Genomic DNA, 12811 nt, shown 5'->3' with positions numbered 1-12811 from the left:
CGAACCCGCTTCAGTTCGTGGAAAGTGTCCGGTTGCCCGCCGGTTTCCCTGAGTTTTTCAGGCCGGTTTGTCCAGACCCACTCTGGAATTCCCAGGCCAGAGCGGCACCCAGTGGCGCCATTAAGCCGTGGCCCCATCCACGCAGTCCGTCGGCAGCGATTCATGCGCCGCGTTGACCGCCGATCCATCGACGTGCCGCAGTGACGGCCCGATCGAACAGATTCCCCACAGATCACGCCTGCTCGCTTGAACATTGGCCTTGCCGCGAGCCTTTCCCCGTCCGACCCGTTTGCATAGAGCACGCCATGCTATCGACACTGATATACCGCAGCCGTGCTGTCACTTCGATGAACGCGCAGGATCTGACCGACCTGCTGACGCCCGCCCGAGCTCGCAACGCCGCCCTGCAGGTGACCGGCATATTGCTCTTTGACGGCGTTCATTTCGTCCAGTTGCTGGAAGGCCCCGACGAGGCGGTCAACCTGATATTCGATGCCATCCGGCGCGACGATGCCCACAAGAACGTCGTGCTGCTCATGCAGGATCACGGGCCTACCCGCCGGTTTGGGGGGGATGCGATGGCGCTGCTTGACCTGCGAGCGCTCGATCCCCAACAGGTTTCCGCGCGCATTCTGGCCAAGATGAAAAAGCCGGGGCGCTGGCCGGGCGGTGACGACCGGGTGGTAAAGATTCTTGGCTGGTATGCCGATGCGCATGGCACGGACCATATCGTCGAAGGCGACGACGCGGCCAACTGGCGGTTTGCGGCCAGCGGTGTTCCTTTGGCGCAGGAAGATCCCGCAGCGCCTGCGCGGCCGTATCCCTTTGCGCTGCAACCCATCGTCGATCCCCTGCGGCGCGAGATCACCTCCCTTGAATTCCTGATCCGCGGTCAATCGGGCGGATCGCCGGAACAATTGTTTGCCAGCCTGGATCCCGCGGACCGTTATCGCGTGGATCTGGAATCCAAGGCCTCGGCATTCGAGCTGGCGCGGCGGCTGGGCCTGACCGATGTAAAGCTGTCGGTCAATCTGTTGCCCATGTCACTGATTGAGGATCCGGCCGCGGTCGACCGCCTGGTGGATCAGATTGCGGCGTGCGCGCTGTTGCCACAGCATGTGATCGTCGAAATCACCGAACAGGAAGCGATCGAGCGGCCGCGAGCCTTCAGGGATGCGATCGAACGGCTGCGCCGCGCCGGCATCGGCGTTGCGATCGATGATTTCGGGGCAGGCTATGCGGGCCTGTCGCTGCTGGCCGAGTTTCAGCCGGACAAGCTCAAGATCGACCGCCAGCTCATTCAGAACATTCATCAGGACGGACCGCGCCAGGCAATCGTCTGCGGCATTGCCCGCACGTGCAGCGCAATGGGCATCACGCCTGTCGCCGAAGGCGTGGAGCGGATCGAGGAATGGTGCTGGTTGCAGGCTGCTGGAATCGAGCGGTTCCAGGGCTATCTGTTTGCCAAACCGGCGCTCAATGCCGTTCCTGAAGTGCAGTGGCCTGAACGCGTCCGGCTGGACTGATTCGTCTCAGACAGCGCACTTTACCGCCGAGCCGCTTTGGGCAACCACGCCGTGAACCAGGCCGCTGCGCCAAGCGCCGCCAGGATGACCACCGTGCCCACGGTGGTGGTGAAAGCCGGCACGTACATCATCGCCAGATCCGCCAGCACGATGACGACGAACGCGCCTGCCCAAGCCCACGCGATCCGTTCCGCGGTGCGCCGGAACGCCGGGCGGGCGGCCACGAGCGCGGCGTGGGTGCCGACCCGGTGCTCCAACAGCGCAAAGGTGATGAAGGGAACAAAGGCGAGCAGCAGTTTCACGGTGATCCTCCGGCGAAGGCGTCCCGCTGAAATTAGCATCCGCTGTTTGTTTCCGCCAACGAAATCGCGCCCGCCAACCCAGCCAGCGAATGCAGTCCCATCCGCCATCCGAACGATCCCAAGCGGCGTGCGCCCCGGCTATGTTGTCGAGCAGCGTCACGCCTGACGCGCCGGCGTACAAGAATCGTCAAGATTTTCGATTCTTGAATATTGCCTCGCGCGCTTGCCGATACCTTAGGGCTTTCGTTACTGAGGGATGGACATGTATTCACTACCCAAGCGTTGCGGCGCAGAGTTCTTCGGCACCTTCTGGCTGGTGCTGGGCGGTTGCGGCGCGGCGGTGCTTGCCGCCGGTTTTCCCCAACTGGGCATCGGATTCGCGGGCGTTGCGCTGGCGTTCGGCCTGACCGTCCTGACGATGGTCTTCGCTGTGGGCCATATATCTGGCGGGCACTTCAATCCTGCTGTCACAGTCGGCCTGGTGGCCGGCGGACGCTTCCCCGCCCGAGAAATCCTGCCGTACGTCATCGTTCAGGTCCTGGGCGCCATCGCCGCTGCGGCGGTCCTGGCCTGCATCGCCAACGGCAAGCTGGGTTTCGACCTGAGGGCCAGCCACTTCGCCGCCAATGGCTATGGCGCCTATTCACCGGGCAAGTACACGCTGCTGGCCGCGATGGTGACCGAAGTGGTGCTGACGGCCGGCTTTATCTTCGTGATTCTCGGCGCCACCAGCAGGCGGGCGCCGGCCGGCTTTGCGGCCATTCCCATTGGCTTTGCGCTGACCCTCATTCACCTCATCAGCATCCCGGTCACCAACACGTCGGTGAACCCGGCACGCTCGACCGGACCGGCGCTGTTCGTGGGGGGCTGGGCGTTGGAACAGTTGTGGCTGTTCTGGCTGGCGCCAATCGTCGGCGCGGTCATCGGCGCGGTGGCCTACCGGCTGGTCAGCGACCCGGCGATCGAACGCGCCTGACAGGGCGGAAACGCGGCGCGGGGGATCACTTCAGAGCCGCTGTGAGCTGAAAATGGGGCCGGTCAGATGATGGCTCGAGGAGGCAGGTTGTACATTACGCACTATCACCTGCTTCACCTTTACAGGATCGCCCATCATGACCGCCCCAGAAGTCGTTATCTCCCCCTCGATCGCCTGCGCGAACGACCGGCCCTTCGTGCTGTTCGGCGGCATCAATGTGCTGGAATCCAAGGATCTGGCGCTGCGCGCGTGCGAGGAGTACCAACGCGTCACCCGCAAACTGGGCATTCCCTACGTATTCAAGGCGTCGTTCGACAAGGCCAATCGCTCGTCCATCCATTCGTACCGCGGTCCTGGCCTCGAAGAAGGCATGAAGATCTTCGAAGCCGTGAAAAAGGAATTCGGCGTGCCGGTCATCACCGACGTCCACGAACCGTGGCAGGCGGCGCCGGTGGCCGAAGTTGCCGATATCCTGCAACTGCCGGCCTTTCTGGCGCGCCAGACCGATCTGGTCGTCGCGCTTGCCAAGACGCAGCGCGTGGTCAACATCAAGAAGCCGCAGTTCCTCAGTCCCGCGCAGATGCTGAACATCGTCGAGAAGTTCACCGAGGCCGGCAACGACAAGCTGATTCTGTGTGATCGCGGCACCAGCTTTGGCTACGACAATCTGGTCGTCGACATGCTGGGTTTCGGCGTCATGAAAAAGGTGTCCGGCAACCGCCCGCTGATTTTCGACGTGACCCACGCGCTGCAGCAGCGCTCGTCGCTGGACGCGGCATCCGGCGGTCGTCGTGAACAGGTCGCAGACCTGGCGCGCGCCGGCATGGCGGTCGGGCTGGCGGGCCTTTTCCTGGAAGCCCACCCCGATCCCAAGAACGCGAAATGCGATGGCCCCAGCGCGTTGCCGCTGGACAAGCTCGAGCCCTTCCTGACGCAACTCAAGCAGCTCGACGACCTGGTGAAGTCCTTTGCGCCGATCGACATCGAACCCTGACGCGCTTGCGGTCATCACACGGCCGCCAAGCTGTTATACGATCCAGGCCAAACATTAGGGAGGCCTGGATGTCTTTGTATGTGATCGTCGCCGTGCGCAAAGAGGCCGGAAGTGGCCATATCGCCTACGTGCGTTGGGGGCAGGCCGTGCGCGGCGTTCCCGGCTGGATCTCGGAGCCCACGACGGCCGCAGCCGCCGAAGTCATTGAACTCATCAAGGAAGGCGCCGAGGTCGAGACCGCGATCAGTGTCGACGGCCTCACCGTCGCTTCGCGCGCGGTGCGTGTGCTGGTGGACGCCGGCGGGCGCGAACACCTTGCATCGGTGCCGGTGCCCAGTTCCACCTTGCACACGCTGTTCGACCTGCCGGAGTTCTAACCGGTGCGGCTGCCCTAGCGGCGGCCCTCGGCAAAGTTGACCAACGCGTCGCCGGCCATCCGATAGCGCACCCACTCATCCTGCGGCAGCGCGCCGATGGATTGATAGAAGTCGATGGCGGGCTGATTCCAGTCCAGCACACTCCACTCGAGCCGTCCGCAGCCGTTCGCCACGGCCTCGCGTGCCAGATGGCGCAGCAGGTCGCGTCCCGCGCCGATTCCACGGTGCTCGGGCGTGACGTACAGGTCCTCGAGATAGATTCCGTTTTTTCCGAGCCAGGTGGAGTAGCTGTAGAAATAGACGGCGTAGCCAATGGCCTTGCCGTCCAGCAGGCACATCAACGCCCGGGCGGGGGCGCCTTCGGCAAACAAGGTACGTTCGACGTCGTCGGCGCTGGCGATCACCTCATGCGCAGCGCGTTCATAGACGGCCAGTTCGGTAATGAAGGCATGGATCTGGGCCGCGTCCGACGGTGCGGCAGGACGAATTTCGATATTCACGGATCTTTCCTGTTTGTTGGGATGGCTATCCTACTCGCTATTGGCGCAGCGGGCAGGCCGGAACGTGGGGAATACCCTTGTTGCGCGGCGGACCGCCCGGCGCGACGCTTTATCGGGATTGCACCCAGAGTCCAGACGCGTGCTCACGAAGGATGCCTTCAATGCCCGAGACTGCTCCTGCTGTCGCACACAAGCCGCCGCCCGCCGGCCGCAGACGGCGGTTTTCCTGGATCTGGCTGGTGCCTATTGTTGCGGCGCTGGGCGGCCTGCTGCTGGTGCTGAAAGTCTGGATGGACGCAGGGCCCGAGGCCACGATCAGCTTCCAGACGGCGGAAGGGCTGGAGGCCGGCAAGACACAGGTGCGGTACAAGGAAGTCAACGTCGGCACAGTCCAGCGTGTGGCGCTCAACGAGGACCGGACCGGCGTGATTGCGACGGTGCAGCTCAACAAGGACGCGGCTGGGCTCTTGCAGGAGGGCACCGTGTTCTGGGTGGTGCGGCCGCGCCTGACGCTCAGTGGCGTTTCAGGCCTGAACACGTTGCTGTCCGGCGCCTACATCGGCCTGGATCCCGCCGGCCGTAATGGCGACAGCGATCCGCGCAAGGCGACCAAGTTCGCTTTCGTCGGTCTGGAAATCCCGCCTGAGGTGACGCAGGACAGGCCGGGCAAGCGCTTCACCCTCAAGGGCCAGGACCTCGGTTCGCTGGACATCGGATCGCCTGTCTATTTCCGGCGCATCGCGGTAGGGCAGGTGGTGAGCTATCGCCTCGATGCCACGGGCCAGGGCGTCGATATCCAGGTGTTTGTCGATGCGCCCAACGACGCGTTCGTCAACGAAGGCACGCGTTTCTGGAACGCCAGCGGGGTGGACTTCTCGGTGGACGCAGGCGGGCTGCAAGTGCGGTCTCAGTCGTTGGTGTCGGTGATTGTGGGCGGCGTCGCCTTCGACTCGGTCGAGACCCGTTTACATACCGCAGCCAAACCGGACGCCGCGTTCGTCATCTATCCCTCAGAGGCTGCGGCGCGCGCGCAGCCGGACGGCACGCCGCTGCGCATCCGCATGCGGTTCGACCAATCGGTGCGCGGACTGTCCGTGGGTGCGCCCATTGACGCGTTTGGCGCGTCGGTCGGACAGGTGGATGCCATCGGACTGGAACTCGATCGCACCACGCAGCAGTTCTATGCCCTGGTGGATGCCACCCTCTATCCGGAACGGCTGGGCGCCAAGACGTTTGAAGAAATCAAGGAGTTTTCGGGCTCTACGGTCACGCATCCCAGCGGCAAGCTGATGGCGGCCTTGATCGACCAGGGATTACGGGCGCAATTGCGCATCGGCAATCTCCTGACAGGCCAGTTGTATGTCGCCTTTGCGGTCTTCCCGGACGCCGAGCCCGTGACGTTCAAGATGGAGGAGGCGCCTTTCATTCCCACGGTGCCGAACAATCTGGACCAGTTGCAGCTGCAGATCAACAGCATCCTGACCAAGCTGGACAGGATTCCCTTTGAAGGTCTGGGCGCTGAACTCAATAACCTGCTGCAGGGCACGTCCAAGCTGGTGAAGCGGCTGGACACACAACTTGCGCCCGAGGCGACCGCGACGTTGCGCCAGGCAAGCCGGTCGCTCGCCGCCGTCGGTGGGCTGCTCAGCCCCGATGCCGGCCTGCCCGTCAACACGAGCGCATTGCTGCAGGAACTGGCGCGCACGGCGAGGTCGCTACGGGAGTTGGCAGACTACCTGCAGGCTCACCCGGGGTCACTGCTGCGGGGGCGCGCGCCGGATCCGGTGACGAGCCGGTCGACGGCACGGTGATCGGCGTAAGCAGCCTTGCATCGTGTTTCCTGGCCCGCAGGTGTCCAATACCCGCGGACCACCTGCCGCATCAAAGTGTGGGCGGCCACCCTTGGTGTCTGACACCGGTTTGCATCGGGAACGCCACTTGCTGTATGACGCCGGGGCGCCGGTGGGTTGCGGACCGAGCGGCTCCCCGTCAGAGCGGAGACTCAGCATGGACCATAGTGAAATGATGGCGCGCATGATCACGTTGCCGGTGTCGCCGGGCAGATTCGACGGGTGGGACGGCGTGCTTTCAACCCTTGCGGACTGCCTTATGCAGGTGCAGGGTAAGCTCACGGAAGCCGATGTGAAGCGCTTTCTGGACGTGGGCGCGCTGGTGTATCGGACCTGCTGTCAGGACGAGGCGCGCCAGCGCTGGACGGCCGAGGAACTGGCTGCCTATCACCGCAAGGCGCCTGCAGACGCCTGAGGTGCGCGGTTCAAAAAAGGCACTGCCTCAACGCAAAGGTCCTGCCAAACGCGCGGACCTCGTCGCCGTCCACCGATGCCGCCACATCCCAGTGGTCGCCTCGCGTGACAAGAATGGATTGGCTTGAAAAGGCGTGACGAAGCGCAAACTGCCAGAACGCGCCTTCCGACCCTTCGGGCGCCAGATCATGCGGCCCGATCTGCAGCCGGGACGGCCGGGGGGTTGCACCCATCGACCACTTCAGCGCGATCAACAAAAACGCGAAACGCGCGGATGCAGAAGCGGGTTGAATGCACAGGACTCGAATCTTCTCGCTCATGGCCATCACCCTGGCTGAACAGATGAGCCAGCGTAGCAAACGCCGTGCCGCGCATCCATACCGCGTTTGGTCGATTCAGCGCAGCGCTCGTGTGCCGACGCATGCCTGGTTGATAGAATGGCCGGCCGCCCAGCGCCGTCTTGCCCAGGAGATTCTCATGTCCCGAATCGTCGTCAATCCCGATACGGTATTCAATTCCGTGCAGTACGGATTCAGCCAGGCGGTAATCGTGACTGGGCAGCGCCGTATGCTGCTGTCCGGCCAGGTCGGCGTGGACGCCGATGAGAAGACGGTCGGTCCGGGGCTTCAGGTGCAAACCGAGGCCGCGCTGGACAACATCGAGCGCGTGCTGGCGGCGGCCGGCGGCAGCTTGTCGCAGGTCATCATGCTGCGTATCTACATCTGCGATTCGGTCAGCACCGAACAGGAAGTCGTGGCGCAGGCGTTGCGGGACCGCTTCAAGGTCGATCCGCCGGCGTCCTCCTGGATCATCGTCAGCGGGCTGTCGCTGCCGGAATGGTTGATCGAGATCGAAGCGGAAGCGATGCTCGACTGAACAGCGGGTTGCGGCTTTCCATGTGCGCGTCTGCTAGGCTGACGCCTTGTGCCATGGCGGCTGGGCAAAAGCTGCGCGCAGGGACGCCAGAAATCCCGCCGTGCGCGCGGACAACTCCTGCCGTGACTTCACCAACGCCACGACATTCGCGTCGGGCAGATTCCAGCCCGCCATCAACGGCACGAGTTCACCCGTGCGCAGGTGCGCGGTCACGTCCCATTCCGACCGCGCAATGATGCCGTGTCCGGCCCGCGCCCATTCCAACGCCGTCGCGCCGGCATTGCACGACATGACGGGCGCGATGCGCACGGCGACCCCCGCGCCGCGGGCACGCCTGAACCGCCACAGGGTTACGTCCTCGTCGTTTTCGCGCAAGGCGATGCAGTCGTGGTTGCGCAGGTCCTCCGGCGTGGTCGGCGAGCCACGGCGCGCCACGTATGCGGGCGATGCGCACAGGATGCGCCGGTTGGGCGCCAGCGGGTAGGCGACCAGCGTGGAGTCGCGCAATTCTCCGATATGAACCATCACGTCCCAGTTATCCGACGCCAGCCGGGGAGGGCCGTCCGACAATGTCAGACTGGCCGTGACGTCTTCGCTGCGCGACCGGAAATCCGCGACCAATCCGGCGATGTAACGTTGCCCGAAGCCCAGCGGTGCAACCACCCGCAGGTGTCCCGCCACGACGCCGCGGCGTCCCGCAAGTTCGTCGGCCAGCAAGGTCAGGTCATTGCAGATCTGCGCGGCCCGCATGGCCAATAGACGGCCTTCTTCGGTCAGCGCGATGCCTCGGGCCGACCGATTGACCAGCCGTACGCCCAGCCGCTTTTCCAGCGCGTTCAGGCGCTGGGTGATCGCTGGTGGTGTGACGTCCAGCGCGCGCGCTGCTTGCGCAAGCGAGCCGGCGGTCGAAAGGCTCAGGAAAAAGCGCAGGTCGTCAGTGGCAATCATTCAGTTACGGCTTAATGGGACATTAAGTTGCAATTAAACAAGGTAAGCGCCTTCCGCGCCATACTGCGTGCTGATTCCCGCGGGCCCGTCGTGCCTGCCGCTCACTCGCAAAGAGATTGCCATGACCCTCGAAACCGTTGCATTCACGCTGGATGCCCTGGAAACGCCCTGTCTGCTGCTCGATGAAACGCGCATGATGCGCAATATCGCGCGGCTGAACGCCCTGATGGCCGGCCACGGCGTCCGTTTGCGTCCCCATCTGAAAACGCCCAAGTCCATCGAGGTCGCCCGCCGGCTGATGACGACGCCGCAAGGGCCAGCCGCCGTCTCGACCTTGCAGGAGGCCGAACAGTTCGCCGCCGCTGGCGTCACGGATCTGCTGTATGCGGTGGGCGTGTCGCCGTCGAAGCTCGACCGCGTGCTGGCTTTGCGACAGCGCGGCGTCGATCTGACCGTTGTCGTCGACAGCATCGAGGCCGCGCGCGCGGTGTCGGCGCGTGCCAAGGCTGCCGGCGATCCCATCCCGGCGCTCATCGAGATCGATTGCGACGGCCACCGTGCCGGCGTGCAGCCCAAGGACACGGACCAACTGCTGGCAATCGCGCGTGTGTTGCACGAAGACGGGGCGTGCCTGCGCGGTGTAATGACGCACGCGGGCGAATCCTATGGCTGCCGCAGCGTCGAGGCGATTGCGGACATGGCCGAACAGGAACGCTGGGCCGCCGTGAGCTGCGCAGAGGCGATCCGCGGCGCGGGCCTGCCGTGCCCGGTCGTCAGCGTCGGTTCGACGCCCACCGCGCATTTTGCGCGCAATCTGGATGGCGTGACGGAAGTCCGCGCCGGCGTGTACGTCTTCTTCGACTTGGTCATGGCCGGGTTGGGCGTGTGCAGCGTGGACGACATCGCTGCGACGGTGCTGACCACCGTCATCGGCCATCAGCCCGAGAAGGGCTGGATTCTGGTCGACGCGGGATGGATGGCCATGTCGCGGGATCGTGGCACCGCCAAGCAGCCGGTGGACCAGTTGTACGGGCTGGTGTGCGATGTAGACGGCAAGGTCTATCCGGACGTGCTGCTGGCCGAAACCAACCAGGAGCAGGGGATCATCAAGGTGCGCCCTGGCAGCAACGCGGTCCTGCCGGACCTGCCCATCGGCGCCAAACTGCGCATTGTCCCGAATCACGCGTGCGCGACGTGCGCGCAGCACGACGCCTACGAGGTCGTGCGCCCCGGCGAGCCGGGCTTAGTGGCACGCTGGGAACGCTTCCGTGGCTGGTGAGCCGCGCATCAAAATGGATTTCGGCATGGACTTCATTCAAACGCCCGACGCCACGCCGCCGGCCGGGCATTATTCCCAGGCGGTTCGCGCCAACGGCTTCGTCTTCGTATCGGGGCAGCTGGGTTTTTTGCCGCCGGCCGGACCCGGCGTGCGCCCCGTGCTGGCGGCGGACGCGGCTGGCCAGACGAGGGAAGCGCTGCGCAGCGTGCGGGCCATTCTCGAAGCCGCAGGCTCGTCGTTATCGTCCGTGGTCAACGTCACCGTTTACATCCCGGACGTCAGTCTGTGGGATGAGGTCAACGCGGTGTACGAAGCGTGCTTTGGCAGCCACCGCCCCGCGCGCGCCATCGTGCCCACGCGCGAACTCCATTACGGCGCGCTGGTGGAAATCAGTGTCGTGGCGGTGGGCTGACCGAGTTCTGCGGGGCAAGGGCGGACGCGAGCGGCCGGCAAACAGGCGGCGCCTATAATGCGAGCGCCTCAATGCCCTTGGCGGAGACCGTCCACATGCACTACGAGTATCTGTTCTGGTCCATGGCTGCCATGGTGGCCGCCGCACTTGCCGGCGGCGCCTTGTGCGGCCGCCTGCAGTCCGTCAAGCAACTGGTGATCGGCTTGCTGGCGTGGGCGGCGGCAATCTTCGCGGTGGTGCTGCTGCTGGCGCGCCAGGGCGGGTTCGATGAACTGGCGGCGATGCTGTCCATCGCCGCCTTCATGTTCAGTCTGGTGATCGGCGCCGCGGCGGCGCTGCTGACGCGGCGTATCCGGCTACACCGTCAACAACAGCAAATGCCTCAATCGTTGCGCCAATGACGCGCAGAGCGGCCGGCCGGGCCTATCATTCCTCCGGGTCGAAGTCCTCATCCTCTTCGTCGTCCTCATCCTGCTCGAGGGCGTCGTAACCCTTCCAGGTAATCCGCCAGCGCGTCGCACCGGCGTTCGCCGAAGTCTCGCTGACCTGCTTGACCAGGCCAGCGTCTTCCAGCAGGTCCAGGTGATGCGCGATGACCTGCAGGCCTTGCTCTTCGGGATGCGGCGCCAGCGCGGCGTTCTTGATGTCGTGCGTGCTGAGGTTGGGGCCGGGGGCGTCGCGCAGGGCGCCCAGAATCGTGACGACCAAATCGAAATCGCGTTGCATGTTGTTCACCATGTAGGGGTAAAAGAACACGCCGACGATAGCAGACTTCGGCTGCAGCAATAGGACTGCGCGCGCGCCTGCGTTACAGTCCGGGGTTCTTGCTAAACCACATTCGAAAACACCATGAAAAAACCCGCAGAACGGGATTGCCTGGCGGTCGTCCCCGGCTACACGGGCCAGTCCGCCAAGCTGTTCCTCTCGCGCGGCGAGGATGAGCGCATCGACGGCGTGACCGTCTACGACCTGCTCGGCCACGTCAAACAGCAGGGCGACGCCGAGGCCGCCGCCGCCTGGGTGGGCGAATGGCTCGCCAAAGAGGCTGACAACCGCAAGGCCCGCCGCACGCAGCTCCAGGCCCAACTTTTCCTGTGCAAGCTGGCCGGTGACGAGAAGACCGCCTTCCTGGCTGCGCAAAAGCCGCTGGCCCGCGTGTTGGCTGAAGCCGGGGTGCGCTGCCGTAGCGTGGCGGCCACGTCCGGGGCCGCCCGCCAGTCTCTGGGCCCCCTGTCCAAGAAACGTTAGCCTAAGGCTGTTATAGTCGCGCCTGGGCGTGCGTGAGCACCTGCATGGTGCAGCGCCCTGGCGGGCTCAGCCCGCAAATCAAGGAAGATGGAAATGGAAATACTCAGTCGGCACGTTGCCGACGTAGCGGGCGGCGTCGAGCTGCACACCACGCTGGATGGCGAAAGCATCAGCGTCTATGTCGTGATGGGCATAGATGATCTCAATGCGATCGCAGACATCGTGCCGCGCGAAAAAGTCGATGCAGGAGCGGACATACACGCCGCCAATGTCGACAATGTTGATAATGCGCAAGAACAGATCGACCAAGTGCTGGAAAATATGAATCCCGGCGACGTGGCGGTTTTCCTTTGCTCGGGTCCCGATGCTTTTGGCGCGGCGCTCGACTTGTTGGGTTTACCTATCGACGAGTAAGCCTGACGGCAAACCATAGTGTCATCCAAACGGCGTATTGCAGGTCGTACGCGCTTTTGATGGCATTTATATAAGCCTTGTTTGTTTTTTTATGATGTATTGGTGTTAACACCAATGCAGGGACTCGTTTACCCTTTAAAAACGTGCGAAATAACTGCGCAGTTTCTCTTTGTTGCATTATTGGCACGTATTTTTTAGGATTATGTTGACTTGTGAGGGGAACATAACGATAGTGTCGGCACACGATCACAAGCGTTGCGATTTTCGATCAGTGCCGTGCCTTTTCCGGCTCAGCGTTATTGTTCTACTGTCCCCTCCTTGATTGATTCGTGACCTCCGGGCATTTGCCCATTATCTCTAGGAAATACAGTATGGAAACCGGCGTCGTTAAGTGGTTCAATTCGGAAAAGGGTTATGGCTTCATCACCCCGGAAGCGGGCGGCAAAGACCTCTTCGCTCACTTCTCCGAAATTCAGGGCTCGGGCTTCAAGTCTCTGGAAGAGAACCAGCGCGTCAGCTTTGTGACGGCCAATGGCCCCAAGGGCCCGCAAGCCACGAAGATTCAAGTCCTGTAAGGATCTGAGTTTTCTCAAGAAGGCCCCTCGCGGGGCCTTTTTTGTTTTCTGCGCGGTATCCTTGACGGCCGATTCTCCTCGCGGCCAACGCTTCGGCGGCGGCAGCGCGTCCAAATCCCC

The 12811-nt window shown here is 63.5% G+C and carries 18 protein-coding genes; 13 read left to right on the top strand and 5 right to left on the bottom strand.

What is annotated here, in order from left to right; translation table 11 throughout:
• Positions 1 to 200: 200 nt before the first annotated feature.
• Positions 201 to 1526 carry a diguanylate phosphodiesterase gene (locus tag B2W22_RS08745; protein WP_246282937.1) on the top strand — a complete coding sequence of 442 codons (1326 nt, stop codon included), beginning with the start codon at positions 201 to 203 and terminating at the stop codon, positions 1524 to 1526.
• Between the two features lie 20 nt (positions 1527 to 1546).
• Here the strand turns inward: B2W22_RS08745 and B2W22_RS08740 are convergent, their stop codons facing one another.
• On the bottom strand, positions 1547 to 1828 hold the full coding sequence (locus tag B2W22_RS08740) for a hypothetical protein (protein WP_286937233.1): 282 nt from the start codon (positions 1826 to 1828) through the stop codon (positions 1547 to 1549).
• A gap of 262 nt (positions 1829 to 2090) precedes the next feature.
• On the opposite strand from B2W22_RS08740, the gene aqpZ reads away from it, so the two are divergent.
• The 3 genes from aqpZ to B2W22_RS08725 all read left to right on the top strand — a co-directional run bounded on the left by aqpZ (position 2091) and on the right by B2W22_RS08725 (position 4175).
• Positions 2091 to 2804 (top strand): aquaporin Z, encoded by a 714-nt coding sequence (gene aqpZ / locus B2W22_RS08735; RefSeq protein ID WP_175123427.1) that lies wholly within the window; start codon positions 2091 to 2093, stop codon positions 2802 to 2804.
• Between the two features lie 136 nt (positions 2805 to 2940).
• Positions 2941 to 3798, top strand: a complete 858-nt coding sequence (gene kdsA, locus B2W22_RS08730) for a 3-deoxy-8-phosphooctulonate synthase (RefSeq protein WP_175123426.1) — start codon at positions 2941 to 2943, stop codon at positions 3796 to 3798.
• A 68-nt stretch (positions 3799 to 3866) separates the two neighbouring features.
• Positions 3867 to 4175, top strand: coding sequence for a DUF3892 domain-containing protein (locus B2W22_RS08725; RefSeq protein WP_175123425.1), 309 nt, complete (start codon positions 3867 to 3869; stop codon positions 4173 to 4175).
• A 14-nt stretch (positions 4176 to 4189) separates the two neighbouring features.
• Here B2W22_RS08725 and B2W22_RS08720 read toward each other — a convergent pair whose 3' ends face one another.
• Positions 4190 to 4675: a GNAT family N-acetyltransferase gene (locus tag B2W22_RS08720; protein ID WP_175123424.1), complete on the bottom strand. Its 486-nt coding sequence runs from the start codon at positions 4673 to 4675 to the stop codon at positions 4190 to 4192.
• 161 nt (positions 4676 to 4836) lie between these two features.
• Between B2W22_RS08720 and B2W22_RS08715 the strand changes: the two genes are divergently transcribed.
• Together B2W22_RS08715 and B2W22_RS08710 are read left to right on the top strand one after the other, a co-directional pair.
• Positions 4837 to 6486: an intermembrane transport protein PqiB gene (locus B2W22_RS08715; RefSeq protein ID WP_286937231.1), complete on the top strand. Its 1650-nt coding sequence runs from the start codon at positions 4837 to 4839 to the stop codon at positions 6484 to 6486.
• Between the two features lie 196 nt (positions 6487 to 6682).
• Entirely contained in the window at positions 6683 to 6940 is a 258-nt protein-coding gene (locus B2W22_RS08710; RefSeq protein ID WP_175123422.1) for a hypothetical protein, read from the top strand.
• Between the two features lie 10 nt (positions 6941 to 6950).
• Here the strand turns inward: B2W22_RS08710 and B2W22_RS08705 are convergent, their stop codons facing one another.
• Positions 6951 to 7259 carry a hypothetical protein gene (locus B2W22_RS08705; protein ID WP_175123421.1) on the bottom strand — a complete coding sequence of 103 codons (309 nt, stop codon included), beginning with the start codon at positions 7257 to 7259 and terminating at the stop codon, positions 6951 to 6953.
• Between the two features lie 157 nt (positions 7260 to 7416).
• Here B2W22_RS08705 and B2W22_RS08700 point away from each other — a divergent pair, with 157 nt between their 5' ends.
• Positions 7417 to 7815 (top strand): RidA family protein, encoded by a 399-nt coding sequence (locus B2W22_RS08700; RefSeq protein WP_175123420.1) that lies wholly within the window; start codon positions 7417 to 7419, stop codon positions 7813 to 7815.
• Between the two features lie 33 nt (positions 7816 to 7848).
• Here the strand turns inward: B2W22_RS08700 and B2W22_RS08695 are convergent, their stop codons facing one another.
• Positions 7849 to 8763 (bottom strand): LysR family transcriptional regulator, encoded by a 915-nt coding sequence (locus B2W22_RS08695; protein WP_175123419.1) that lies wholly within the window; start codon positions 8761 to 8763, stop codon positions 7849 to 7851.
• 121 nt (positions 8764 to 8884) lie between these two features.
• On the opposite strand from B2W22_RS08695, the gene B2W22_RS08690 reads away from it, so the two are divergent.
• The 3 genes from B2W22_RS08690 to B2W22_RS08680 all read left to right on the top strand — a co-directional run bounded on the left by B2W22_RS08690 (position 8885) and on the right by B2W22_RS08680 (position 10855).
• A complete protein-coding gene (locus B2W22_RS08690) occupies positions 8885 to 10042 on the top strand; it encodes a DSD1 family PLP-dependent enzyme (RefSeq protein ID WP_175123418.1) in 1158 nt (385 codons plus the stop codon).
• Between the two features lie 25 nt (positions 10043 to 10067).
• Positions 10068 to 10454: a RidA family protein gene (locus tag B2W22_RS08685; protein WP_175123417.1), complete on the top strand. Its 387-nt coding sequence runs from the start codon at positions 10068 to 10070 to the stop codon at positions 10452 to 10454.
• A gap of 95 nt (positions 10455 to 10549) precedes the next feature.
• Entirely contained in the window at positions 10550 to 10855 is a 306-nt protein-coding gene (locus B2W22_RS08680; RefSeq protein WP_175123416.1) for a hypothetical protein, read from the top strand.
• A gap of 25 nt (positions 10856 to 10880) precedes the next feature.
• Here B2W22_RS08680 and B2W22_RS08675 read toward each other — a convergent pair whose 3' ends face one another.
• Positions 10881 to 11180, bottom strand: coding sequence for a DUF2513 domain-containing protein (locus B2W22_RS08675; RefSeq protein WP_175123415.1), 300 nt, complete (start codon positions 11178 to 11180; stop codon positions 10881 to 10883).
• A gap of 123 nt (positions 11181 to 11303) precedes the next feature.
• Here B2W22_RS08675 and B2W22_RS08670 point away from each other — a divergent pair, with 123 nt between their 5' ends.
• The 3 genes from B2W22_RS08670 to B2W22_RS08660 all read left to right on the top strand — a co-directional run bounded on the left by B2W22_RS08670 (position 11304) and on the right by B2W22_RS08660 (position 12691).
• Positions 11304 to 11702 carry a hypothetical protein gene (locus tag B2W22_RS08670; RefSeq protein WP_175123414.1) on the top strand — a complete coding sequence of 133 codons (399 nt, stop codon included), beginning with the start codon at positions 11304 to 11306 and terminating at the stop codon, positions 11700 to 11702.
• 93 nt (positions 11703 to 11795) lie between these two features.
• Entirely contained in the window at positions 11796 to 12116 is a 321-nt protein-coding gene (locus tag B2W22_RS08665) for a hypothetical protein (RefSeq protein ID WP_175123413.1), read from the top strand.
• A gap of 371 nt (positions 12117 to 12487) precedes the next feature.
• Positions 12488 to 12691: a cold-shock protein gene (locus B2W22_RS08660; RefSeq protein WP_006220190.1), complete on the top strand. Its 204-nt coding sequence runs from the start codon at positions 12488 to 12490 to the stop codon at positions 12689 to 12691.
• The last annotated feature ends 120 nt before the right edge of the window (positions 12692 to 12811 follow it).

It is taken from the genome of Achromobacter sp. UBA4530, assembly GCF_002388205.1.
Taxonomy (GTDB): Bacteria; Pseudomonadota; Gammaproteobacteria; order Burkholderiales; family Burkholderiaceae_B; genus Achromobacter; species Achromobacter animicus.
Note: the sequence above shows the minus strand (reverse complement) of the source record. Positions and strands in the feature narration are given on the sequence as shown.